Raw genomic sequence first — 23473 nt, forward strand, 5'->3', positions numbered from 1 at the left:
GGCCGACCGGCGTCGGCGGCGAGCTTCCCGCTGATCACCAAACCCGACTACTATGCGCAGACCACCGTTCGGGTGATCAAGCGCACCGTGCCCGAGTGGGTCGGCCGATCCGATGACGGTGTTTCGAGCGTGAGCAATAAAGGGGTTTTCGATGGATAGGCCGGCGTGGGCGCCTGAAGGCGTAGATATGCAGCAGGCAAGCCCGGCACGGATGTATGACGCGCTACTGGGTGGCTCGCACAATTTCGAGATCGACCGCAAGGCCGCCGAGATGGGCAAGTCGCTCGTGCCGGACCTGCCCAGGTTGGCGCTGAGCAATCGGGCGTTCCTGCGCCGTGCGGTGCGATTCCTGGCCGATTCCGGGGTCCGCCAATTCCTCGATATCGGGTCGGGAATCCCGACAGCCGGAAATGTGCACGAGGTGGTGCACGCTATCGATCCCGATATTCGGGTGCTCTACGCGGATATCGATCCGGTAGCGGTCGCCCATTCGCGCGCGATTCTGCGCGGCAACAACCGGGCCGGTGCCATCGAGGCCGATCTGCGCAAGCCGGCCGAGCTGCTGCACAAGGCGGCCGAGACCGGCCTGATCGACTTCGACCAACCGGTCGGTCTGCTGCTGGTCGCGGTGCTGCACCTGCTCGCGGACAGTGACGAGCCGGTCGTCAAGGTGGCCGAGCTGCGCGCCGCCGTCCAGCCGGGCAGCTACGTCGCCATCTCCCACCTCACCTCCGAAATGCGGCCCGAGGACGCGGGCAAGTTGGGGGCCAATGCCTCCGATAAGAATCGAATTGGTATCCATTTCCGTAATCGCGAGGGAATCGTCGCTATGTTCGAAGGATGGGACCTGATCGAGCCCGGCGTCGTCGAGTTGCCGGTCTGGCGCCCGGAGTCCGAGCGGGATCTGCACGAGGCACCGGGCCGTTCGCTCGGTCTGGCCGGCGTCGGTCGAAAGGCCTGAAGCGCGAAGACGAACCAGCAGGGGGTCCCTGAGTGGGGTCGCATGAGCTAGCGATGCGGTGGGCCGAGGCGCTGGATGGCGCGGTGGCCCCCACTCTCACGCGGACCCAGATCGAAGCGATGCTCGCCGGGTTGAGCGAGGCGCTGGAAGCGGTGGTGGTCGGCACCGCCGAACTCACCGTCGCCCGCGATGCCGCCTCCGTGCTGGTCGCGGCGAACTACCGCGATGCGGTGGCGGTCAGTCGTTCGGTGGTGGTCATCTGCCACGACCTGGTGGCCGACATCTGTCCGACCGCGACCGGGCCGCACTACGAGCGCATCCGCGACCGGGCGGTGCTCACCGCCGCCGAATTCGCGGCGGGCTTCACCGCGGCCCTGCGGACGGCGGCGCTCGCCGAGCAGGAAGCCACCCTGGTGGCGACCTTGGCGGCGGCCCAGGAGGCCGAGGCCAAACGGCAGCTCTCGGAGGCCAGGTTCGCCGCCGTCTTCGCGGGCGCCTCGGTCGGCATCGGCACCATCGATGTCACCGGCAGGGTGCTCGACGCGAACCTGGCGATGGCCGAAATGCTCGGTCTGCCAGTGGAACTCATGCCAGGCCGGGCGGTGGACGAACTGCTCGGCCCGGCCAACATCGGCTACGCCTTCGCCGAGCTGCAGCGCCTGCTCAGCGGGGCGTCCGACCGGTTCCGGCTGGAGACCGAGCATCTGCGCCCGGACGGCGCCACCACCACCATCGACCTGTCGATGTCGGCCGTGCGCGACAGCGCCGGGCAGGTGCGGTTCCTGATCGGGGTCGCGGTCGACATCACCGAACGCAAGCAGCTGGCGGACCGGCTGTGGCACGACGCCAACCACGACAGCCTCACCGGCCTGCCCAACCGCACCTTGTTCTTCGACCGCCTGGCGAACGCGAGCCCCCCGATCGGCGTGTGTTACCTCGATCTCGACGGGTTCAAGGAGATCAACGACGTGTGGGGACACACGGTGGGGGACAAGGTGCTCCGGGTGGTCGGCGAGCGACTACGGGCGGCCGTCGGCCCGGTCGACGGACTCGTCGCCAGGCTCGGCGGCGACGAGTTCATCGTGCTGATCGAAAAATGTACGGGCGCGGACAAATTGGCCGAGGTATCCGGCTGGTTGTCGCAGGCGCTGGTCGAGCCGATGGAGGTGGAGGATCACCTGGTGACCGTCGCCGCCAGCATCGGCACCGTCTTCCTCGACGACGTACCCACCGCCCCGGACCAGCTCATGCACGCGGCCGACACCGCGATGTACCGCAACAAGGCCGCGCAGACCATGCGCGAGTCGCGGTTCCGGCAGCGGAAGTAGCCGTGGAAGAAGACCCAGGCGATCCACCGAAAGTGGTGGGTCGTGGTTGTCGGTGCGCGGTGGCACCGTGATCCGATGACCGAAAATATCTGGCCGGTGGTCGAACTCAGGCAGTACACCCTGCGCCCCGGGACGCGGGACGTGCTGATCGAACTGTTCGACCGGGAACTCGTGGAGACCCAGGAAGCCGTCGGCATGCGCATCGTGGCGCAATTCCGCGACGAGGACGACCCGGATCGGTTCGTCTGGCTGCGCGCCTTTCCCGATATGGCTGCCCGCGGTGCTGCGCTGACCGCTTTCTATATAGAAGGAGAAGTGTGGCGGACGCACGCCCCCGCGGCGCGCGCGACGATGGTCGACACCACCGATGCGTTGTTGCTGCAGCCCGCCTCGGCGAGTTCCGGTTTCGTGGTTTCGGGCACCCGCCCCGAGGCGCGCGCGACCGACCTGCCGGAGTCACGGATGCTGGCCACCATCTACTACCTCGATACGCCGAACGAGGAGTTCGCCGAATTCTTCGACACCAGAGTGCGACCGGTGCTCGCGGCAACCGGGGCGTCGCCGATCGCCTGCTACCTGACCGATCCCACGCCGAACACCTTTGCGCCGCTGCCTATTCGAGCAGAGAACGTCTTCGTCTGGTTCGCTCGTTTCGACAGCGCCGACCGCCGCACCGCCCACCTCGATCAGCTGGCCACCACCGAGGTATGGCACACGAAAGTGCAGCCGGAGTTGGCCGAACGCCTGTCCGGCCCGCCCGAGCAGCTGCGTCTCGCGCCGACGGCGCGCTCGATGCTGCGCTGATCGGCCGGCTTCGTCGACATGCTCAGCGCGATTGTGCAATAGCGAAGGAACTGCCGGACCCACCACGGTGCGGGTTTCGGTTCTGTTAGAACCGAAATGACTGAGACAGTGCCGTGAACGCACTGTCGACCTGAGTAGTCGTGCCGAGAGTGGTTGGTCGGATGAAGATCTCGTCGATATCGATGATCGGTGTCGTATTCCTCGGCACGCTGTGCGGAATACCGGACCGTGCGGCGGCTCAGACCGGCTCGGCGGGGCCGTCGCCCGAGGTGTTCACCGTGACGACCACGGCCGACGGTGCGGCGGCGGATCCATTCGAGGGGCGGTGCCGCACCGACGCGGGGGAGTGCACCTTGCGCGCCGCCGTGCAGGCCGCGAATGTCCGGCCGGGCAGCACCATTCGGGTGCCCGAAGGCCGCTATGTGCTGACCATCCCGCCGAATTTCTGGAATACCAACGGCCCCTTCATCGATCCGGCCACCGGCGACCTCGACGTCACCGCCGACACCACCATCGAGGGCGCGGGTCAGGACCGCACCGTCATCGATGCCGGTCACCGCGATCGCGTCATGCTGACCACCGCGCGGGTCGCCCTCGCTGGGCTGACCATCACCGGCGGTAACGCCGCCGAACACGAGATCCCGCTGTTCGAGACCGGCGGTGGCGGAATCGCCAACTCCGGCAAGCTGATTCTCGATCACGTCACGGTGACCGGGAACGCCGCCGATTACGGCGGCGGCATCTTCAACATCCCGGTTGCCGACATGAAGGTCACCGACAGCATCATCACCGCGAACGCGGCGGGGGAAGCGGGCGGTGTCCGCTGCGACAACACCTGCACCTTCACCCGTACCGAGATCACCGACAATCATGTCGTCAACCCGCGCACCAAGTGGTACCGGTTCGGCGGATTCGCAGGCCGCGGCGGCGGACTCGACATCCGAGGGGTCGGCGAGGTGGTGCTCATCGACTCCTTCGTCCTGCGCAACAGCGCCGACGAGGGTGGCGGCGGCATCAATATCGCCCCCGCCTACCTGGACAGCCTGCCGTACCAGTTCACCGATGTCGTCAATCCGGGTATGGGCAAGCTGATCCTGCGCGGCTCCACCATCGCGCAGAACACCGCGGGACTCGGCGAACAGAACTGCAAAAAGGTGTTCGCCGTCATCCTGTCCACCGGCGCCAACACCAGCAACGACCACTCCTGTGACCTGACCGCGACCGGCGACGAGGTGCGCCCGGATGCGGGCATGCGCTGAAACCCGCACAACCAGAAGGGAATCCGTGATGGGTTCGTTCAATGTAGGCGACTGGATGACGGTACTCGGTCAAGGCTTCGCCTGGGTGATGTCGATGCTCGTCTCCGGCGCCACCGCGGGCTCCTCCTGATCAGCCGCTGCGCCGGGTCGAGTCGGTCCGTGCTGCGACAGCGCCGCGCAGCTTCGCAGTGACGGCGTCGATACGGCGTTGCTGTTGTGCGGTAGTCGCTTCCGGGTGGTGGAGCTCGATACTCAATCGGCCGCCGAAGGTGCTGACGATGTAGACGGGTGCCTCGGGGTCCTGTCCGCCGGCCCGGTCCCCTCGCGCGGTCAAGGTAGAGCGGAAGTCATTGATACACAAGTCATCCGGCGCACGAAGAATAGGTACCCGCCCCCAGTTCGTGACGATGACCATGCCCGGCGCAAGCGCCCATTCGCCGGCCGTCTCGGGCATGTGCAGCGAGGTCCGCTGCACGGTTCCGGAGGCCAGGCCCGACCGTAGCGACTCGCAGATATCGCGAGCAAGGTCGAGCAGTCCGGTGTTCTCGGTCGACAGATGGTTGGCGAACCCGAGCACATTGGTGCCCTCGGTCAAGCCGACCGGCGGCGTGATCCGGCTGCGCAGGTCGACCGGGTAGGTGAGCAGGATGTCCGTCAGCGAAAGTCCGAGCACCTCGGCTTCGCCGAGCATGATTGCCGCCGACACCAGCCCATTGATCGTTACTCCCTCCCGATGCCCCAACTCGACCAGTTCAGCGGTCTCCGCGGGTGCGAGGTGGCATCGGGTGGTGCGCAGTGAAACGAAACCGGAATCCGCCGAAACAGTCTCGGGCATAGCAGGTTCGGTGGCATGGACCGCAGCGGAGTCGGGTGCCGCGGCGCCGACCGGCTTCTGCTGCGCGGCGTCCGGGTCCGCCACTTTCTCGATCCCGCGCGCGGCAAGTAGTTCCTCCACGGACTGCGGATACGGGTGCACGTCCCGTTCGACGGGTTGCCCGGCGACCACATCGGTGTAGCAGGACCACAATTGAGCGAGCACGGCCAAAGAGTGGTAGGCGTCCGCCACGCTGTGGTGCGTCAGCAGTGTCACGCTCGCGGTATCGCCGTCACGGACCACGCGCAGCGCGCTGAGCGCCAGGCGCTGATCGAACGCCGGATCGACAAGCAGCCGCTCCGGATCGCCGTCGACCACCGAGATCTCGGGTGCGACGCCCGTCGAGGACACCAAGATGTGGTTACCTCCCTCGGCCGGTTCCAGCCCGGCCCCCAGCACCGGATAGGCCCGCACGGTGGCTTGGTAAGCCGACGACAAGGCCGCCAGATCCAACCGTCCCGAGACCTGGACGGCGTACCCGACATAGATTTCCGCGCCCGCGAACATCTGCTCGCTCGGAGCCAGTGGGCGGATAGCAGTCGACGTGGTCATAGAGCTCCCCTTCACCGATACCGAGTGGACGAGTGCCGAGGGACGATCAAACCGCCTACTGGCAGGTCGGAGCAAATAGTGATCCGTTCAGCGAACCGAGACCGATTCCCCGCCGCCTCTGTGCGGTATCGCGGTGCGAAGTGCTCGAGTGGTGCCGACTCTGTGTCGGGTCGGCGTGGAAAACCTCAAGCGGCGCCGACTTCGCTGACCGCGTCGAGGTGCGCGGCTAGCAACCGCACCCGTCGCCGCTGCTGCGCGGTCGTCTCCACCGGGTGGTGGATCTCGATGCTCAACTGGTCATCGAACGTGCTGATGATGATGGTGCCGCTGGGCTGCTGTAGTCGATGCCCGGCCTTGTCCGGCTTCGCGATCATGACCGTGCGAAAGTCGTCGATCCGCAGCCCGTCGGGTAGTCGCGGCCGGTCGATGCGCCCCCAGTTGGTGGCGAGCACGATGCCTGGCGCGCGCGGCGGGGGGCCGGACGCGATATCGGGGATGTGTAGCGGTGTCTGCTGCACGACGCCGGTCGCCAGCCCGCAGCGCAGGCCGTCGCTGATGGCACGGCCCAGTTCGACCAGTGTGGTCCCGGCGCCGACGGTGGGGACGAAGTCGGCGAATCCGAGAACGTTCGTTCCTTCGGTGAAGCCGATCGCGGGCGAGACCCGGTTGCGCAGGTCCACGGAGTAGGTGTAACTGAGCTCGGTCAGCGGCAGCTCGCGCAGTTCGGCCTCGGTGAGCAGGATTGCGGCCGAGGCCAATCCATTGATTGTCGTTCCTTCGCGGTGCGCGAGGTCGGCGAGTGCGCTGGTCTCCTGCTTGGTCAGGCGGCAGCGTGCGGTCAGTGGCAGCAGGTAGGAATCGTCGGCCGTCACGGGCGCGACGACGCGGGGTGCTGCGGGGACCACCAACGATCGAGCCGACACCGGAAGTCCGGACATCTTCTCGACGCATCGGGCGAGCAGCAGGTCCTCCACCGCGTCCGGAAACCGGTGTGGTTCCAGCATGGGCGTGCGTCCATCGCTGACTTCGGTGTAGCAGGACCATAACTCGGCGAGCACGGCCAGCGAGTGGCAGGCGTCCGCGATGCTGTGGTGGGTCACCAGCGTGACCCCGGTGCTGTCGCCGTCGCGCACCACGCACAGCGCGGCAAGGGCCGTGCGCTGGTCCAACCGAGCGCCGCTGAGCAACAGTTCGGGATCTCCGTCGACGACGGTGAATTCCGGTGTGCTGTGCGGTGATTCGACGATGACGTGGCCGCGTCCGTTGGCCTCGAGGTGGGCGCCGAACGCGGGGTAGGCGCGCACCACCGCCTCGTAGGCAGCGGAGAGCGCGGCTAAATTCAACCGACCGAACAGTCGCATCGAGTAGCCGACGAGGACCTCACTGCCGGCGAAGATCTCTTCGCTCGGTGCCAACGGCCGGATGACGGTAGCCGTGGTCATGTCGAAATACCCTCCACATGAGACTGCCCATCGAGGCTAGCTCGAATGCCGGGCACTGCACGGTCTTTCGGGGTCATCGCCTCTATGTGGTGTATCGCGCATACCGAACGAGCTGTTTCCGGTCGTTGCCACAACGAGACCATGCTCGGCGATCAACCACTGCCCGCAGACGCAGCGCAGGTAGCGGACGTATCCGTGGGCGGATACCAGCATCGGCGTCGGCCAGAAACAGGAGGGGCAGGTCAGGTCCATGCATCCAGCCTGCTGTAATGACTCAGTGCACTTCAACCCTTACGGTGGCGCTGCGGCCGAACTCGCCGTCCGGCTGGTGAACGCGGGTCGAGACCGAGATCTGCGGGAATTACTCGCCGACTCCGGCTACAAACCACTCGGTACCGTCACGCCCGCGCAGACCGCCGAGCTGCGCCGGTGGATCGTGGAACTCGCCGCGGTATTCGACGATCCGTCCGTGGCGCGGCTCAACGCGTTGCTCGCCAAAACGACCAGTCAGCCCTATATCTCGACGCACGACGGTCGAGCGCCGCACCTGCACTTCGCGCAGGAGACCGCACCCGTCGACGAACGCGTCAAGGCCTACACCGCCGTCGGCCTCGCCGCGCTGTTCTGCGCCGACCCGCATCGCATCGGCCGCTGCGCCCGTGCCGGATGCGCCGAGGTCTTCGTCGACACCTCACGCAACGGAAGACGGCGCTTCTGCTCGACGCGCTGCTCGAACCGGGTGCACGTGGCCGAGCATCGCTCGCGGCAATCGGCCTGAGCGTTCAGTACGCCTTCTTCGCCGCCACGACGCGGCCTGCGTCGATGGCGCTGCGCAACGCTCGGTGGTCGTGCCGGGTCTGGTCGGCATAGGCGACCGCGAAGTCGATCATCACGCGGTCGAAGGTGTCGCTCGAGCCCAGGTAGGCGGCGATGGCCACGCGGTCGCCGGAGCGAGCGTGCGCGCGGGCGAGGGCGCGCCCGCACAGGGCCGCATAGTCGCGCAGGTACGAACGCGACATGTCCTCGATGTCCGCGGAGCCCTTCATGTCGCGCAGTTGGCGCCAGTAGTAATGCCGCCCGTCCGCGCCGGTCGCCCAGCCGAGGAAGATGTCGCTGGCGGCTTGAATGAGCCGCTGCCCGTGCACCACCCGGTGTCCCTGATTGCGGAACCTGCTCGCCGCGGTGTGCGGCGCGAGCACCGACTGTTCGGCCTCCTTCACCTGCAGGAACAGTGGGCTCTTGGTCATCCGCCCGGCCAGCAGGGCGACGAAGCAGCGGGTGCCGACGCTGCCGACGCCGACCACCTTGACCGCCAGATCCAGCATCTCGTGCCGGTCGAGCAGCACCCGGCGCTCCTCGGCCACGCTGCGGCGATAGTCGGCGAACACCCGCTGGATCAGGTCGGCGTCGAACTGCCCGATCGGGATCAGCAGCGGTGGGCGGTGCCGGATGCGCGGGACCCCGTCGGCGTCCGGCTCGGTCAGCTTCGTCAGTGCCTGCAGGTTGGTCCGGGTCCGCGCCTCGGCGAGCGCTTGCTCGACGCCCTTGCGGCGCTTGGGTTTCCGGGCCAGCGCCGTCAATTGGTCGGCGTCGATCTTTTCGTACCAGACGGCCAGCTCGCCGAGCTCGGCCAGCCGGATCATCGCCTCCCGATAGGAGCGGGCCGCTGCGGCGACCGCGGTCTCGGCGTCGGCGTCGGCGAACCCGTTGGCCCGTGCGGCCACCGCGACGCTGGCCGCCAGCCGTTTGACGTCCCATTCGAAGGGACCGGGCAAGGTCTCGTCGAAGTCGTTGAGGTCGAAGACCAGTGCGCGTTCCGGCGAGGCGAACAGACCGAAGTTGGACAGATGCGCGTCACCGCACAGTTGCACGGTCAGCCCGGTGTTGGGGGAGGCGGCCAGATCGGCGGCCATGATCGCGGGCGCGCCACGCAGGAACGGGAACTGCCCGGCCGCCATCCGGGCGTAACGGATGGGTACCAGCTCGGGTACTCGGGTTGCGGCCTGGCGTTCGAGCACACTGATCGGGTCCGCCCGATCAGCCGGCGGCTCCCATATCCCCAGCGCCCGCCGTCCGACCCGCTTGCGCGCCCGCCGCCCCAGCTCGGCCGCGCCTGGTTCCACAATCGCCAAGGTTTCCGCCATCGTGCCAGTTTGTCACTGGATGGCAACCAGCGAGCAAATCTGACACGAGTTTCCCCGGCAAATCTGGAGCGAGGTGCCAAGCGCGGCCGACTGTCGAGTGGCCTGCTTCGAGTGCGGTTCACGACCGGATCGGCGGCGCGGCAAGCGGGTTCGATGCCAGGGGCACCGAGCGGTTGCGCATCGGCGGACTGTGATCAACAGTGGTGTCCAATGGCGGTGGAGCGACGGGAGGCCGGCATGGACCACACGGACGTGGTTGTCGTCGGTGCCGGATATGCGGGATTGGCGGCGGCGCGGGCGGTACGGGCGGGGGGCCGCGCGGTTGTCGTGCTCGAGGCCGCCGGACGCGCCGGTGGCCGGGCATCGACCGACCGGATCGCGGGTGAATGGGCGGTAGACCTCGGCGCCCAATGGATCTCCGGCGCCCACACCAGGTTCGCCGCGCTGGCGCAGGAGTACGGCGCGGACACCTACCCCGCACCGTCGGACGGCGCGAATCTGCTGGTCGAGGGCGCCGCCCGGCGACCGTTCCGCGGGGCACGCCCGCCGCTGCCGCCGCTCGTCCTCGTCGTCCTCGCGCAGGCCATGTGGCGTATCGAGCGGCTCGCGGCGCGCATCGACCTCGCCAGGCCGTGGACCACCCCCGGTGCCGACCGGCTCGACGCGATGACCGCGGCGACCTGGCTGCGCCGCAACCTGCCCGAGCGGCGGGCCAGGCACATCGCCGAGGTGATGGTCGGCGAGGAACTGTGCGTCGACGTCGGCAGCGTCTCGATGCTCGCCCTGCTGACCACCATCCGCGCCGCGGGCGGCGTCGAGGCGGGCGTGACGGCCGAGACGGTCACCCGCTTGTTCGTCGACGGTGCCGACGGCCCGGCCCGCGCGATCGCCGCCGAGCTCGGCTCAGCACTGCGGCTGAACGCCCCGGTCACCTCGATTCGGCAAGTGGCGGAGGGTCTTTCGGTGTGCGGTGAGTTCGGTGAGGTGCGCGCGGGGCAGGTGATCGTCGCACTGCCGCCCGCGCTGGCCGGGCGGATCGGCTACGACCCGCCGCTGCCCGCCGCCCGCGACCACCTGACCCAGCGGATGCCGATGGGGTCGGTGCTGAAGGCGTTCGCCGTCTACGAGCGACCCTTCTGGCGCGACGATCGACTCACCGGCCAGGCGCTGAACCTGCACGATCCGGTCCCGATCACCTTCGACGCCACCCGCCCCGGCGGTCCCGGTGTGCTGGGCGCTCTGGTCCCCGGCCGGGCCGCGCATCGGCTGGCCGCGCTCTCCGCCGAGGAACGCCGGACCATGATTGTCGGTTCGCTCGTTCGCGCCTTCGGTCGTGCGGCCCGCGATCCGATCGACTGGCGGGAGAAGGTCTGGGCCGACGATCCCTATGCCCGGGGCGGGTACGGTGCGTTCTTCCCGCCCGGTGTGCTGACCAGCATCGGTTCGGCGCTGCGTCAGCCGATCGGCGCTATTCATTGGGCGGGGAGTGAAACCGCGATGGAATGGGCGGGTTATATCGAGGGTGCTATCCGGTCCGGCGAACGCGCCGCGGCCGAGGTACTCGCGACCGACGGTGCCGCTGCTCTACGGGAATAGCCGCACCAATTTCCATGTCAGCTCGGGGATTTCAGCCGTCCGAGTCGACTGGGCACCTGTCCAGTTCGGGGCGGGAATGATAGATCGATTGATATTGCCCGTACATATCTGTTTACGCTTCTCTGACGCGCCCCGCGATTCCCGGATCGAAAAAGGCGGATTCGACCTCGGGAAATGCCGAATAGTGATCTCCGTTATGTTGACTGAGATTCCGGCGTGCGCGAACCATGGAGCGCATGGCACATTCAGCAAACCTTCAGCAAAGGGTGATGTGGCCCAGCCGCATGTTCCCGGCCGCGGTGTTGGTGTTGTGCACAGTGCTGGTCGGCGGGTGGTTCGCCGGACCCGGCTCAGCGGCCGCGGATCCGGATCTGCCCGGTTGCACCACGGACGCCTCGGTTCCCAATGAACTGACGGTGACCTGCGACCCCGGTTCCGGAGTCGGCGAGCACGCCTTCATTCGCTGTCGCGACCTACTCGGCATGCCGCACACCCATATCGGCGCCACCATCGGACCGGATGGTGGCTGGTCCAGGGCCAATTGCGCCCCGGCCGAAACCGGTCCGGTCTGATCCGGGCGGGGCTTGTTTCCCCGATATCGCCTTCGCGCCGGAGCCCGCGAAACGCACTACGACAGGGCCAAGGGCGCATCGTAACCGGCACGTCCCTCGGGACGGGTTCACGGAGAGGCTCCAATAATGCGCGTAGTCACGAAGGATCGTCAAAGAGAAACCAAAGCTTCGGCACGGCACCGCAAGACTGTGCAGAAATCTCGGCGCGGCATGTATGCCGCCGCGACTTTCGCCTCCATGGCGACCGCCATGATCGGTGCGGGTCACGCCTCGGCCGACATCGAGTTGCCCGCACCGCCCGCCGATTTGAACGGCGTGCTGTCCGGCGCCGGTGACGTGGCGGGACAGGTGCTCGATCCGGGGCAGCAGGAGGCGCTGAACAACGCACTGGGTGCCGCGGGCGCGGCCAGTGCGAACACTCCGTTCGGCGACCAGGTGAACTCGGCGATCGACACCTATCTAGGTGGCGGGGGCCCGGCACCCGAACCGTCGTGGGGTGGCCAAGGGGCGCAGGGCGGCCAAAATGCACCAGGTGCGGTCGTTTCGGAGGTGGCAGGCCGCGTCCCCGCGCCGGTGGCCGACCTCGCCGCTACCGTCGCGCAAATCGCCGGTTCTGGCATGCAGCTCGATCAGCTGGCCACCTGGGCGGACAAGACCTTCCCCGACGGCCCGATGCGCGGCCCGGTCAACGACCTGCTCGCCTTCGTGCAGCAGGCGACCGAGCTGGCCGGCACCCGGCGCAGCAGCGCGACCCCGGCCATCGACGACCTGATCGACCAGGCGCGCACCCTCTTCGGCTTCCCCAAGGACGGACCCGACCCGGTCCAGGGCCTGCGTGATCTGCTCACTCCGACTGTGGGACAACAGAATCCTGCTGTCCAGCAACTCCCGCCCGGACTGCTCGCAATCGCCGCGCCGGTCATCGGCCTGTTCGCGCCGCAACTGGCGGGCCTCGCGCCGGTGCTCGCATTCCTCGCACCGCTGCTCGCCTTGGCGTCGAACCCGGCCGCCGCGATCGGCGCGGTATTCACCCAAATCCGCTACGCCGTGCGCGGGCTGGTGTCCGACGCCAGGCAGCCCGCGGCGCTGCCGCTGCTCGCGTTGCCGGTGATCGCGCTGTTCGCGGTGGTGCCGTTGCTGTTCGCGGGCGGGATCGGGGTCGCCGCCGTACTCACCCTCGGCGCGGTGGTACTCGGCGCGATCCTGTTGGCGCCGTTGGCGATCGGCGCGCTGGTCATCGGTGGGCTTGTCCTCGCGGTACTGGCGATCCCGGTGCTGGTCGTCCTCGCGGTGATCGCGATTCCGGTGCTGATCATCGCGATTCCGGTCGCGATCGTCGCGTTCTCGGTGCTGGCGCCGGTCATCCTCGTGGGTGGTATCGCCGCGATCGCGGTGGCCATTGTCGGCGGCATCGCCCTTGCCATAGTCGCTTTGGCGGCCGGTCTGGCGCTGAGTGTCGTCGGCTTCGCCGTGCTGACCGCGGCCGCGCTGCTGGCCACCGTCTTCGTGCCGGTGCTCGGATTGGTGGTTGCGCCGTTGCTGTTCACCGGTGCGCTCGCCTTCCTGGTCGTCAGCCTGATCGCTACCGCCGTCGCGTTCTTCGGTGTGCTCGGGGTAGCCGGACTCGCCACCGCCGCACTGGTTGTCGGCGTCGGGCTGCTTTCGCTGCTCACCCCCTTCGGGCTCATCGCCATTCCGATACTGATCGCGCTCGCGGCCGTCGCGCTGGTGGCGTTCGGCGCGGTCGGCCTCGCGGGCGGCGCGATCCTGGCCGTGGTGGCACTCGCCGGCTTGCTTGTCCTCTCGGTGGCCGGCGGTGCCGCGGTGACCGTGCTGCTCGCGCTCGCCGTGGTGGCGACCGCGATTCAGCTCGTTGCCGCGGCAGTGTTCTGGGCGGGATTGTCCGCCGCGGGCATCCTGTTCGCGGCGCTCGGTGCGGTGGGTGTCGCGCTCGCCGTGGTCGGCGGATTGATCGCCACCATCGCGCTGGTCTTCGCCGTCCCGGTGCTCGGGCCGCTGCTGGCTCCGCTGCTGTTCATCGGCCTGGTCGCCATTCCGGCGGCGCTGGGGCTGGCGGTGCTGTTCGGCGGGTTCGGATTGATCGCGTTCTCGGTGTTCGCGCTGACCGGGACGGCGCTGCTGGCGATCACCGCACTGGCCGCCGCGACCCTCGTCGCGACGCTCGCGTTCATGGTCACCATGCCCTACGCGATCCCGCTGATCTTGGTTGCCGCACTGGCCTTCTCGATCATCACGGGCGCCGGGATCGGTGTGGTTGCCGCGGCGTTCACGGTGGCGACCTGGCTCGGCGGCGGCGCCATCGTGCTCGGCCTGCTGGCGTTCGCGCTGGCCGCGGTCGCCACGGTGTTCGCCGGTGGGCTGGTGGTCTCGGCGCTGTCGTTCGTGATGCTCGGTGTCGCGGCGTTGGCGCTGATCGTGATCAATCCGCCGCTCGCGCTGATCGCGCTACCGCTGCTGTTCGGCGGGGTGCTGCTCGGCACGCTGGCGACCATCGGCACGGTGGCAGTGGTGAGCACGCTGCTCGGCGGGTTCGTCGCGGCGCTCGGGCTCGGGCTGGTCGGCGCGTGGATGTTCTTCGGTGTGCTGGCGCTCGGGGTGTTCCTGGCGGCTTCGGCGCTGTTCCCGCCGCTGCTGTTGGTCTCCGTGCCGCTGGCGGCCGCGGCCTTCGCGATCATGGCGGTGCTGGCGATCGCGACCATCGCGGTCGGCGGGGCCGGCCTCGGCGCGATCCTGGTGGCGGGCGGGCTGATTGCCGCCGTGCTCGCGGTGGCGGCGGTGCCGGCCACCGCGGCGGTCGCGGTGGTCGGGTTGGCGCTCGCCGCGATACTGACACTGCCGTTCCTGATCTTCGGGCCGTTCGCGGTGGTGGTGTCGACGGCGCTGTCGCCGATCATCGCGCTCGCCTTGCTCGCGGTGTGGTCGCCGGTGCTCGTTGCGGGTGTGGTGGTTGCGGCGCTCGCGGTCGGCATCGGTCTGTTCGGACTGGTCGGGTTGCCCGCGCTGGCCGCGCTGATCGGGGTCTCGGTGGTTGCCGTCACGACGGCGCTCGCGGTCACGCTGGTCGTCGGCAGTCTGCTGATCGACTTCGCCACGCTCGGCGTCGTCGCGGCGGTACTGGCACCGCTGGCCGCGCTGGCCGGACTCGGTGCGCTGGCGCTGCTCGCGCTCCCGGTGCTCGCCCTGCTCGCTGTTCCGGTGCTGGGCTTGGCCGCACTGGGTGCGCTGGCTGTGGTCGCGCTGCCGGTGCTGGCCGTAATCGCGCTGCCGGTGCTGGGGCTCGCCGCGCTCGGTGCGCTTGCCGCCGTGGCCATTCCGGTGATCGCGGTGCTCGCGCTGCCGGTGCTTGCGCTGCTCGCTCTGGTCGCGGTGCCGTTGCTCGCGTTGGCGGGGCTGGCCGCGCTGGCCGCGACCTTCGTGGCAGGTGCGGTCGCCGGGGCGACGGCCCTCGCGATCGCGGTGCTCGGCGCTCTCGCGATCGGCGCCCCGCTGGCCTTGCTGCTGATCGTCCCGCTGCTGGCCCTGGCCGCGGTCGGCGCCCTCGCCCTGCACGCGCTGCCGGTGCTGTTGATCGGCGGTGCCTTGGCCGCGGTGATCGGCGTGCCACTCGCCGCACTCGGTGCGCTGGCCTTGCTGGCGCTGCCGGTCGTGCTGATCGGTGGTGCCCTGATCGGCTTGGCCGCCCTGATCGGCGTGCCGCTCGCCGCGGTGGGTGCCTTTGCGCTGCTAGCGCTTCCGGTACTCCTGATCGGTGGCGCACTGGTCGCAGCCGTTGGCATCCCGCTCGCGGCAATCGCCATCCCGGTCCTGCTCGCCGGAGCGGCCCTGGCTGCGCTGGTCGGCGTGCCGGTGCTGGTGATCGGCGGTGGATTGGCCGCCCTCGCCGCCGCCTTCATCGCGGTGAAGCTTCTTGTCTGCCTGCCACTCGCCCTCGGTGCCCTTGCGTTGCTTGCGCTTCCGGTGCTGCTGGCCGGTGGTGCGTTGGCTGGGCTGGTCGCGCTGGTCGGTGTTCCGCTCGCGGCGGTGGGTGCGCTTGCGTTGCTTGCGCTTCCGGTGCTGCTGGCCGGTGGTGCGTTGGCCGGGCTGGCTGCGTTGGTCGGTGTTCCGCTGGCCGTCGTGGGTGCGCTTGCGTTGCTTGCGCTTCCGGTGTTGCTCGCCGGTGGGGCATTGGCCGCGGTGGTCGGGCTGCCGTTGGCGGCGCTGGGGCTGTTCGCGCTGATCGAGATCCCGAAGTTGCTGCTCGGTGGTGCGTTGGCTGCGGCGGTCGCCGCCGCGCTGGCTCCCTTTGCCGCACTGGGTGTGGCGGCGTTGGTCGCCGCACCGTTGGTCGGGCTCGCGGGGCTGATCGGTGCGCCGCTCGCCGCGCTCGGGGCCGCGGCGGCGGTGGCGCTGGCCGTCGCGATCGCGGTGCTGCTCACGCCGGGAGCGCGAGTCGGCATCATCTCCGCCATCCGGGCCGCGCTGGATCGCAATGGGCCGCTTGGTGCTTGGGGCGGCGGGGCAGCGGCGACCGGAACGCAGTTCCTCGACGACATTCCCGACGACCCGAGCCTGGAGCAACTGGCGGCCTCGTTGCAGCAGCTGCTCGCCCCATTGCCGAGCGAACCGGCGCCGACGCCGGTCGCGTTCGCCGACCTGCCCTACTCCGGAAAGGGGGCTGCCGAAGCGGTGGCGCACGACCGCGCCGCGCGGCTCGTCAGCGTTTCGCTGTGACGAAACACCTGCAGTGTCAATCACTTCGACGAAGGAGACTGGATATGACGCACACCCCGGAAACCCTGCACCTGGAGTACCTCTACGGCCCGCAGTGGCAGCAGGCCGTTCGCATCATCGAACGCTCCGGCCAGCTGACCGCCGAGGAGCGGGAGAAGCTGAACGCGGCCTCGAAAAAGTTGATCCAGGACAAGGTTTCGGCACTGTCCAACGGCTCTGGCCTCGAAGGCGGGCTCAGCGGACTGCTGGCCGGCCTCGGCATGGGCGCGAATGCCCAATCGGTGGCGGCGCATCCGCTGAATATCGCGACCGCGACCGCCAAGGCGTTCGGGCGATCCCGCAACGTGCAGCTCGCGGGGATGATCGCCGGTCAGGCCGTCTCGCCGACCTCGGTCGGCACCACCGGCGACCTCAGCGGCCTGCTGGAGTCGTTCGGCTCGATCGGCGCGGTGGCCGTGGTCGGTCAGGCCGTCACCGCGACGGTGCTGAGCGACCTGATCGGTCAGGGCGAGTTCACCCAGGCCGTTTACGACGAGCTGATGGAGCCGTGGAGCGGCACCATCGACGCGTAATCGGCGACGAGCACGAAAGGGGTTGGCGCCATGTTCGATTCGCGAAACATCGGTTCCGGTGGACTCGGCACCGATGCGCTCGGTGGTCTGCTCGACGTAGGTTCGGCCCCCGTCACGTTCGGCTACTACGAACGTGACGAGGTCGCCGTCGCCACCGGTGTCGAGTGGAATACCCGGTCGCGCACCGCCCCGATCGGGTGGTGGAATCGGCACCGGCAGGTACAGGCCGGGTCCGGCATGGCATTGGTCATGATCCTCGCCTTCGTGCCTGCCGTGCAGAACGCGATCCTCACGGTGCTGACCCATGCCGGATAACTCGCGTCGCAGCGGTAGGCCGTCCCGCCGAGGGGTAACCGCCCTCGGCGGGACGGCCGTGGCCGCGCTGTTCGTGCTCGTCGTCGCGCTGCTGAGCGGGTGTTCGAGCTCGGGTTCGACGGATGCGGTGCGCGACCGGGTCGCCGACGCGGACAAGGCGGACTGCGCCCTCGGCGGCCAAGCCGTCGCCGGTCTGCGGGATACCTTCCGTCAGCTGTCCGAGCAACTCGACGGCCTAAGCCCGGCTGCGGCGCGCGGTGATCTCGGCGAGGTGAAAACCCGGGTGACCAAGGGGATGTGGCTGTCGGACCAGGTCTCGAACACCATCGATCCCGTGGTCGATCGGATGGGCTCGCCGCTGATCGGCAGCGCCTACGGCGACGTGGCGACCGCAGGCGGACAGCTGCACGACTCGCTGCGGGACTTCGCCGCCGTGCTGGACAACGGCAACCCGGCCCAGCCGGTCGCCGACTCGGTCACCGCCGCCTTGACGGCCCTGAACTCCTCGATGGACCGTATGCGCCGCGCCTGCCCGACCGTCTTCGCCGAACCGAAGGGCCCGCAGTACGGCCCGCCGCTCAGCGTTCGCTGAGCTCGATCAGCCACCGGCGGAACGTCTCTCGAAGAGCCGATCCCTGGCGACGGAGAGGGCGCGGGAGACCGCGCCGGTGAGCACCCCGTCGTCGCCGAGCGTGCTGGCGACGATGCGGGGATGCAGCGGGCCGAGTTCGGCCATGCGGCGTTCGATGGCGTCGCCGAGCAGCTCCAGGTTGTTGCCGATCCCACCGCTGAGCACCACCAGTTCCGGATCGAGGATCGCGGCGACGGCGGTGATGAGCGCGCCGATCCGGCGGCCCTCGGACTCGACTACCGCCCTGGCCCTCGGGTCGCCCTCGGCCGCCGCGCCGAAGATCTCCTTGGCCGAGGCGCCGGGCAGTCCGGCCTGCTCGGCGGCGCGGGCGACACCGCCTGCGGCAGCGACGGTTTCGGTCAGACCGCGCTCGCGGGCCTCCAGTGGGGCAGCGTCGACCTCGCTGGCGGGCAGGAACGAGACCTCGCCCGCCGCACCACTGTTGCCGACATAGAGTTCGCCGTTGATCACGATGCCCATGCCGACGCCGGTGCCGATCGAGATGAGCACGAAGTTCCGGATGCCCGCGCCCGCACCGAAGGTCAGCTCGCCGACCGCGGCGAGATTGATGTCATTCTCGATGGTCGACTCGACCTCGAGCGCGGCCCGCAACTGGGTAACGAGCCCGGCGCGTCCCCAACCGGGCAGGTTCTGCGCGTAGTCGAGGCGGCCGGTGCGCGGATTGAGCACACCGGGACTGCCGATCACCGCGTAATGCACTGTCGGCCAGTCGATTCCGGCCTCCGCGGCGACCTCGTCGGCCAGCGTGCGCACCCGGCGCACCAGATCGGCGGCCGAGCGCGCGGTGTTGCGCACATCGCGACGGCCGATGAAATCGCCGCGCAGATCGGCGATGGCGAGGCGAATCCAGTGCCGGCCGATATCGACTCCGGCGACGACGCCCGCGCGTACATTCACGTCGTAGAGCGCGGTGGTCGGGCCGGGCCTGCCGCTCAGCGAACCGACCAGCTGCACCAGGCCGGCCTGCTCCAATCCCGAAAGTGCCGCCGAGACGGTCGGTTTCGACAATCCGCTGGCCTTGGCCAGCTCACCGCGCGAGGCGGGGCCGTCCACCCGCAGGTAGTCGAGCAGCAGCCGCTCGTTCATCGTCCGAAGGAGCTGGGGATTGCCGACCCTACTCATCAATCCTCCTGCTCGTACCACTGGACACCTTGGTGTTAGTAAACTACCTTTCTTACCAACGCTCAACCGGGCGCTCTCACTCTCCTCTCGGCACGGTGACCTCATGCGTCGAATTCAGCTCATCACCGCGGCGGCGGCCGCACTCGTCCTGGCGGCAGGCTGTAGCTCGGGCGATAGCACCAAAGATGCGAAATCGGGCGGCGACAACCCGACTATCGCGCTACTGCTTCCGGAATCCAAGACCACCCGCTACGAAGCCTTCGATCGCCCGCTGTTCGAGGCGAAGGTCGAGCAGCTCTGCGAAAAATGCAAGGTGCTGTATTTCAATGCCGATCAAGACGCGGCAAAGCAGCAGGGCCAGTTCGAATCCGCGCTCACCCAGGGTGCCGACGTCATCGTCTTCGACGCGGTGAACGCCGATGCCGTTGCACCGCAGGTGAACACGGCGAACCAGAAGAACATCCCGGTGATCGCCTACGACCGGCTGATCTCCGGTATCAGCTACGACTATTACGTGTCGTTCGACAACGTGAAGGTCGGCAAGGCGCAGGGCGAGGCGCTGCTGGCCGAGCTGACCAAGCGGGGCACCCTGGACAAGGGTCAGCTCGTGGTGATCAACGGCTCACCGACCGATCCCAGCGCGGGCGACTACAAGAAGGGCGCGCACGAGGCACTGGACGGCAAGGTGAAGATCGGACGCGAATTCGACACGCCCGATTGGTCACCCGACAAGGCGCAGCAGCAGATGGAGCAGGCCATCACCGCGCTCGGCAAGGACGCGATCGTCGGCGTGTACTCGGCCAACGACGGCATGGCAGGCGGCGCGATCGCGGCGCTGAAGCGGGCGGGCTACGCGACGCTGCCACCGTTGACCGGTCAGGACGCGGAACTCGCAGGCGTGCAACGGATCCTGACCGGCGAGCAGACCATGACCATTTACCTCGACTACCGCGCCCAGGCGGAGAAGGCCGCCGAACTGGCGGTGGCCCTGGCCTACGGCGAGAAGCCGGTGGCGCCCGCGAAAACCAACAACGGCGCGACCGACATCCCGTCGTATCTGCTGGAAGCGATCGCGGTCGGCAAAGACAACATCAAGGACACCATCGTCAAGGACGGGTTGTACACCGTCGCCGATATTTGCACGCCCGATGTGGCGGCGGCATGTCAGGCCGCAGGTATCAAATGACGGCTCCCACAACGGTTCTCTCGGCGCGCGGGCTGACCAAGCGCTACGGTGCGGTACAGGCGTTGGCGGGAGCGGACCTCGAGGTGCGCGCCGGGGAAGTGGTGGCGCTGGTCGGTGACAACGGCGCGGGCAAATCGACACTGGTGAAGGCCATCTCGGGTGTGACGGTGGCCGACGAGGGCGAGATCGTCTTCGCGGGGGAGACGGTGCGGATCGCCCGCCCGCAGGATGCCCAGGCTTTGGGCATCACGACGGTGTTCCAGGACCTCGCGCTGTGCGACAACCTCGACGTCGTCGCCAATCTGCATCTCGGTGCGGAGACCCGAATCTGCAGTGTGCTCGACGAAATCGAGATGGAGCGCAGCGCCCGCGATCTGCTCGCCTCACTCGACGTGCGGATCAAGGACGTGCGCGCACCGGTGTCGGCGCTGTCGGGCGGGCAGCGGCAATCGGTCGCCATCGCGCGGGCGCTGCTCGGCAGGCCGCGGATGGTGATCCTCGACGAGCCGACCGCGGCGCTCGGCGTCGAACAGACCGCGCAGGTGCTCGCGTTGATCGGCCGGCTGCGCGAGCGCGGCCTCGGCGTGCTGTTGATCTCGCACAACCTGGTCGATGTGCGGTCGGTCAGTGACCGGGTGGTCGTGCTGCGGCTGGGTCGCAATGCGGGCGAATTCGAGACCGCCAGCGCGACTCAAGAAGATATCGTGGCAGCGATCACGGGAGCAGCTGCATGAGAGAGCGTAGCGAACGAATGATGGAGCCGAGCGCCAGCGAGGCGGAGTCATGAGTGACATTGTTGTGAAAAAGACAGTTTGGCAAGGGAATCCGGGGCGCGGGTTAGCCGATGCCGCGTTGGATCGATTGCGTCGTGGCGAAGTCGGCTCGGTACCGGTCGCGATCGGGCTGGTGATCATCGCGGCGGTGTTCTACCGGCTCAACGCGCATTTCCTCTCCGCGGAGAACCTCACCAACCTGGCTTTGCAGATGGCCGCGACCGGAACCATCGCGCTCGGCATCGTGCTGGTGCTGCTGCTCGGCGAGATCGATCTCTCCGCAGGCTCGGTCAGCGGTTTGACGGCCGTGGTGATGACGCTGCTCTACGTGCGCCATGGCTGGAACGTCATCGTCGCGGTGATCGCCGCCGTGGCCGTCGGCGCCGCGATCGGCCTGCTGCACGGGCTGATGCGCACGATGCTGAGCATGCCGTCGTTCGTGGTGACGCTGGCCGGGCTGATCGGCTGGCAGGGGCTGATGCTGTATCTGCTCGGCAAGGAAGGCACCGTCAATCTGCCGTTCGATCGCGGCATCGCCACCATCAGCGATACCTGGCTTGCACCCGCGCTCGGCTGGCTGCTCGTCGCGCTGCTCGCGGGTGGGCATCTCGCGGCGAGCCTGATCACCCGGCAGCAGCGCGTGCACGCCAAACTCGATGTCGCGGCACCGATCTGGATCGTGCTGCGCTCGGGTGGCCTCGCCGTCCTGCTCGGTGCCACCGTCGCGGTGCTGAATACCGATCGCGGCGTCCCGCTGACCCTGGTGATCTTCGGCGGGCTGGTGCTCGCTCTCGACCTGATCCTGCGCCGGACGGTCTTCGGCCGCCGCATGTACGCGGTCGGCGGCAATGCCGAGGCGGCGCGAAGAGCGGGCATCAACGTCACCGGGATCCGCATCGCCGCCTTCGTCGGCTGTTCGGCCCTGGCCACCCTCGGCGGCATCCTCGCCGCCTCCCGCCTTGTCGCGGTCAATCAGAGCTCCGGCGGCAGCGACATCCTGCTCAACGCCATCGCCGCCGCTGTCATCGGCGGCACCAGCCTCTTCGGCGGGCGCGGCCGGGCCTACGCCGCCCTGCTCGGCATTCTGGTCATCCAATCGATCACGAACGGCATGCTGCTGCTCAACGTGGACTCCTCGGTGCGCTTCATGGTCACCGGCGCCGTCCTCGCGATCTCGGTCGCCATCGACTCGGTCGCGCGGCGCGGCGCCGAGGGAGCGCGCTGAGCTACGGGCGATCCCACGATCGTCCGGCGGAGGGGCGCCTGAACGCGACTCGGGTTGTCTCGCGTTCAGGCGGTCCCGCGGACTCGACTACGCCATCCGCCCTTGCTCGCCGATGCCTCGGCGACTGGCGTTCCCCACTCGACCGCGGCGCTGTGATCCAGGTCATCCCATGTAGTAGGTTGCGGTCGGCATAGGGTGGGCTAAGGTGGGTGAACAGATGCAGATATGCGCATACGTGGCGGTGATGAAAGCGGGCGGCTAATGGGACATGAACACGAGCACGGACACGGCCATGGCAACGGTCACGCACACTCGCACGGAGTGTCCGGTGATGCCGATCGCCGCTGGCTGACGGTCGCGCTGGCGTTGATCGCCGGGTTCATGATGATCGAGGTTGTGGTGGGTCTGCTGGCGAATTCGCTGGCCCTGCTCTCGGACGCGGCGCACATGCTGACCGACGCGGCGTCGATCGTGCTCGCGCTCACCGCGATTCGGATCGCCGCCCGGCCCGCGCGCGGCAAATATACCTACGGCTTCAAGCGGGCCGAGATCTTGTCCGCGCAGGCGAACGGCATCACACTGCTCGTGCTCGCGGGCTGGCTGACCTATGAGGCCATCCGGCGCCTGCTCGACCCGCCGGAGGTGACCGGTGGGCTGGTGGTCGTCACCGCGCTGTTCGGCATCGTGGTGAATGTGGTCGCGGCGTGGGCGATCAGCAAGGCGAACCGCTCCAGCCTCAACGTGGAGGGCGCGTTCCAGCACGTGCTCAACGATCTGTACGGCTTCATCGCCACCGCCGTCGCCGGAGTCGTCGTGCTGCTCACCGGGTTCGCCCGCGCGGATGCGATCGCCACGCTGGTCGTCGTCGCGCTGATGGTGAAGGCGGGCCTCGGCCTGGTCCGCGAATCGGGCCGCATCTTCTTGGAAGCCGCACCCGCGGGCGTCGATCCGGATGCCCTCGGCCGCCGCCTCGTCGAGATCCCCGGCATCGACGAGGTGCACGACCTGCACGTCTGGCAGATCACCTCCGGCAACGTCGCCCTGTCCGCCCACGTGCTCGTGCAACCGGGCGCCGACTGCCACGGCCTGCGCCAGCAGATCGAACGCCTCCTCGACCACGACTACGAAATCACCCACACCACCCTCCAGGTCGACCACTCCCAACTCGTCGCCACCCCCGCAGGCCCCACCCGAGACCGCCTACTCCCGGTCCTGGAGGAACACTGCGACGACTCCCACGGCCCCATCCACCGCGAACGCCCCGGCCTCGGACAGAAGTAGCCCCGACCGAACAGCCGCGCCCGTTCTCGAGATCGACACTTGCTGTGGACGCAGCGGTGGGTGCGGCTCCCGACAACAGGTGCG

General features: G+C 68.5%; 19 protein-coding genes. 15 read left to right on the forward strand and 4 right to left on the reverse strand.

The genetic code is table 11. The annotated features are described in order from the left end of the window. Positions 1–151 precede the first annotated feature (151 nt). The 4 genes from ACIHA7_RS13275 to ACIHA7_RS13290 all read left to right on the forward strand — a co-directional run bounded on the left by ACIHA7_RS13275 (position 152) and on the right by ACIHA7_RS13290 (position 4352). Positions 152–961: an SAM-dependent methyltransferase gene (locus ACIHA7_RS13275; RefSeq protein WP_397288968.1), complete on the forward strand. Its 810-nt coding sequence runs from the start codon at positions 152–154 to the stop codon at positions 959–961. 53 nt (positions 962–1014) lie between these two features. Continuing rightward, positions 1015–2289 carry a diguanylate cyclase domain-containing protein gene (locus ACIHA7_RS13280; RefSeq protein ID WP_397288971.1) on the forward strand — a complete coding sequence of 425 codons (1275 nt, stop codon included), beginning with the start codon at positions 1015–1017 and terminating at the stop codon, positions 2287–2289. A 75-nt stretch (positions 2290–2364) separates the two neighbouring features. Next, a complete protein-coding gene (locus ACIHA7_RS13285; protein WP_397288973.1) occupies positions 2365–3093 on the forward strand; it encodes an NIPSNAP family protein in 729 nt (242 codons plus the stop codon). A gap of 161 nt (positions 3094–3254) precedes the next feature. Next, the gene (locus tag ACIHA7_RS13290) at positions 3255–4352 is read left to right on the forward strand and encodes a CSLREA domain-containing protein (protein WP_397288975.1); all 1098 of its coding nucleotides are present in this window, start codon (positions 3255–3257) and stop codon (positions 4350–4352) included. Positions 4353–4482: 130 nt separating this feature from the next. Here the strand turns inward: ACIHA7_RS13290 and ACIHA7_RS13295 are convergent, their stop codons facing one another. Together ACIHA7_RS13295 and ACIHA7_RS13300 are read right to left on the reverse strand one after the other, a co-directional pair. Continuing rightward, positions 4483–5778: a hypothetical protein gene (locus tag ACIHA7_RS13295; protein WP_397288977.1), complete on the reverse strand. Its 1296-nt coding sequence runs from the start codon at positions 5776–5778 to the stop codon at positions 4483–4485. Between the two features lie 185 nt (positions 5779–5963). Then, entirely contained in the window at positions 5964–7220 is a 1257-nt protein-coding gene (locus ACIHA7_RS13300; RefSeq protein WP_397288979.1) for a hypothetical protein, read from the reverse strand. A gap of 277 nt (positions 7221–7497) precedes the next feature. Between ACIHA7_RS13300 and ACIHA7_RS13305 the strand changes: the two genes are divergently transcribed. Continuing rightward, complete coding sequence (locus tag ACIHA7_RS13305) at positions 7498–7998, forward strand: CGNR zinc finger domain-containing protein (protein WP_397288981.1); 501 nt, start codon at positions 7498–7500, stop codon at positions 7996–7998. A gap of 4 nt (positions 7999–8002) precedes the next feature. Here the strand turns inward: ACIHA7_RS13305 and ACIHA7_RS13310 are convergent, their stop codons facing one another. After that, entirely contained in the window at positions 8003–9364 is a 1362-nt protein-coding gene (locus ACIHA7_RS13310) for a DUF2252 domain-containing protein (RefSeq protein WP_397288983.1), read from the reverse strand. A gap of 237 nt (positions 9365–9601) precedes the next feature. Between ACIHA7_RS13310 and ACIHA7_RS13315 the strand changes: the two genes are divergently transcribed. From ACIHA7_RS13315 to ACIHA7_RS13340, 6 genes are all read left to right on the forward strand, one after another. Further along, on the forward strand, positions 9602–10960 hold the full coding sequence (locus ACIHA7_RS13315; RefSeq protein WP_397288985.1) for a flavin monoamine oxidase family protein: 1359 nt from the start codon (positions 9602–9604) through the stop codon (positions 10958–10960). A gap of 236 nt (positions 10961–11196) precedes the next feature. After that, on the forward strand, positions 11197–11532 hold the full coding sequence (locus tag ACIHA7_RS13320) for a hypothetical protein (protein WP_397288987.1): 336 nt from the start codon (positions 11197–11199) through the stop codon (positions 11530–11532). 189 nt (positions 11533–11721) lie between these two features. After that, positions 11722–16263 carry a hypothetical protein gene (locus ACIHA7_RS13325; RefSeq protein ID WP_397288989.1) on the forward strand — a complete coding sequence of 1514 codons (4542 nt, stop codon included), beginning with the start codon at positions 11722–11724 and terminating at the stop codon, positions 16261–16263. 44 nt (positions 16264–16307) lie between these two features. Continuing rightward, positions 16308–16835: a hypothetical protein gene (locus ACIHA7_RS13330; RefSeq protein WP_397288991.1), complete on the forward strand. Its 528-nt coding sequence runs from the start codon at positions 16308–16310 to the stop codon at positions 16833–16835. A 30-nt stretch (positions 16836–16865) separates the two neighbouring features. Continuing rightward, entirely contained in the window at positions 16866–17150 is a 285-nt protein-coding gene (locus ACIHA7_RS13335; RefSeq protein WP_397288993.1) for a hypothetical protein, read from the forward strand. Further along, positions 17140–17742, forward strand: a complete 603-nt coding sequence (locus ACIHA7_RS13340; RefSeq protein ID WP_397288995.1) for a hypothetical protein — start codon at positions 17140–17142, stop codon at positions 17740–17742. Before ACIHA7_RS13335 ends, ACIHA7_RS13340 begins: the two co-directional genes overlap by 11 nt. A gap of 6 nt (positions 17743–17748) precedes the next feature. Here the strand turns inward: ACIHA7_RS13340 and ACIHA7_RS13345 are convergent, their stop codons facing one another. After that, positions 17749–18924 carry an ROK family protein gene (locus ACIHA7_RS13345; protein WP_397288997.1) on the reverse strand — a complete coding sequence of 392 codons (1176 nt, stop codon included), beginning with the start codon at positions 18922–18924 and terminating at the stop codon, positions 17749–17751. 103 nt (positions 18925–19027) lie between these two features. On the opposite strand from ACIHA7_RS13345, the gene ACIHA7_RS13350 reads away from it, so the two are divergent. From ACIHA7_RS13350 to ACIHA7_RS13365, 4 genes are all read left to right on the forward strand, one after another. Further along, entirely contained in the window at positions 19028–20110 is a 1083-nt protein-coding gene (locus ACIHA7_RS13350) for a sugar ABC transporter substrate-binding protein (RefSeq protein WP_397288999.1), read from the forward strand. After that, positions 20107–20844, forward strand: a complete 738-nt coding sequence (locus tag ACIHA7_RS13355; protein WP_397289001.1) for an ATP-binding cassette domain-containing protein — start codon at positions 20107–20109, stop codon at positions 20842–20844. The genes ACIHA7_RS13350 and ACIHA7_RS13355 overlap by 4 nt, the downstream gene beginning before the upstream one ends. Before the next feature lie 49 nt (positions 20845–20893). After that, on the forward strand, positions 20894–22108 hold the full coding sequence (locus tag ACIHA7_RS13360) for a sugar ABC transporter permease (RefSeq protein ID WP_397289003.1): 1215 nt from the start codon (positions 20894–20896) through the stop codon (positions 22106–22108). Between the two features lie 261 nt (positions 22109–22369). Continuing rightward, positions 22370–23389: a cation diffusion facilitator family transporter gene (locus tag ACIHA7_RS13365; protein WP_397289005.1), complete on the forward strand. Its 1020-nt coding sequence runs from the start codon at positions 22370–22372 to the stop codon at positions 23387–23389. Positions 23390–23473: the final 84 nt, after the last annotated feature.

It is taken from the genome of Nocardia sp. NPDC052316, assembly GCF_044547795.1.
Lineage (GTDB): Bacteria > Actinomycetota > Actinomycetes > Mycobacteriales > Mycobacteriaceae > Nocardia.

Excerpts from the sequence above, each read along its gene's own strand:
- ACIHA7_RS13275 (WP_397288968.1), top strand. The coding sequence starts at position 152 with ATGGATAGGCCGGCGTGGGCGCCTGAAGGCGTAGATATGCAGCAGGCA.
- ACIHA7_RS13280 (WP_397288971.1), top strand. The coding sequence starts at position 1,015 with ATGCGGTGGGCCGAGGCGCTGGATGGCGCGGTGGCCCCCACTCTCACG.
- ACIHA7_RS13285 (WP_397288973.1), top strand. The coding sequence starts at position 2,365 with ATGACCGAAAATATCTGGCCGGTGGTCGAACTCAGGCAGTACACCCTG.
- ACIHA7_RS13290 (WP_397288975.1), top strand. The coding sequence starts at position 3,255 with ATGAAGATCTCGTCGATATCGATGATCGGTGTCGTATTCCTCGGCACG.
- ACIHA7_RS13295 (WP_397288977.1), bottom strand. The coding sequence starts at position 5,778 with ATGACCACGTCGACTGCTATCCGCCCACTGGCTCCGAGCGAGCAGATG.
- ACIHA7_RS13300 (WP_397288979.1), bottom strand. The coding sequence starts at position 7,220 with ATGACCACGGCTACCGTCATCCGGCCGTTGGCACCGAGCGAAGAGATC.
- ACIHA7_RS13310 (WP_397288983.1), bottom strand. The coding sequence starts at position 9,364 with ATGGCGGAAACCTTGGCGATTGTGGAACCAGGCGCGGCCGAGCTGGGG.
- ACIHA7_RS13315 (WP_397288985.1), top strand. The coding sequence starts at position 9,602 with ATGGACCACACGGACGTGGTTGTCGTCGGTGCCGGATATGCGGGATTG.
- ACIHA7_RS13320 (WP_397288987.1), top strand. The coding sequence starts at position 11,197 with ATGGCACATTCAGCAAACCTTCAGCAAAGGGTGATGTGGCCCAGCCGC.
- ACIHA7_RS13330 (WP_397288991.1), top strand. The coding sequence starts at position 16,308 with ATGACGCACACCCCGGAAACCCTGCACCTGGAGTACCTCTACGGCCCG.
- ACIHA7_RS13335 (WP_397288993.1), top strand. The coding sequence starts at position 16,866 with ATGTTCGATTCGCGAAACATCGGTTCCGGTGGACTCGGCACCGATGCG.
- ACIHA7_RS13340 (WP_397288995.1), top strand. The coding sequence starts at position 17,140 with ATGCCGGATAACTCGCGTCGCAGCGGTAGGCCGTCCCGCCGAGGGGTA.
- ACIHA7_RS13345 (WP_397288997.1), bottom strand. The coding sequence starts at position 18,924 with ATGAGTAGGGTCGGCAATCCCCAGCTCCTTCGGACGATGAACGAGCGG.
- ACIHA7_RS13350 (WP_397288999.1), top strand. The coding sequence starts at position 19,028 with ATGCGTCGAATTCAGCTCATCACCGCGGCGGCGGCCGCACTCGTCCTG.
- ACIHA7_RS13355 (WP_397289001.1), top strand. The coding sequence starts at position 20,107 with ATGACGGCTCCCACAACGGTTCTCTCGGCGCGCGGGCTGACCAAGCGC.
- ACIHA7_RS13360 (WP_397289003.1), top strand. The coding sequence starts at position 20,894 with ATGAGTGACATTGTTGTGAAAAAGACAGTTTGGCAAGGGAATCCGGGG.
- ACIHA7_RS13365 (WP_397289005.1), top strand. The coding sequence starts at position 22,370 with ATGGGACATGAACACGAGCACGGACACGGCCATGGCAACGGTCACGCA.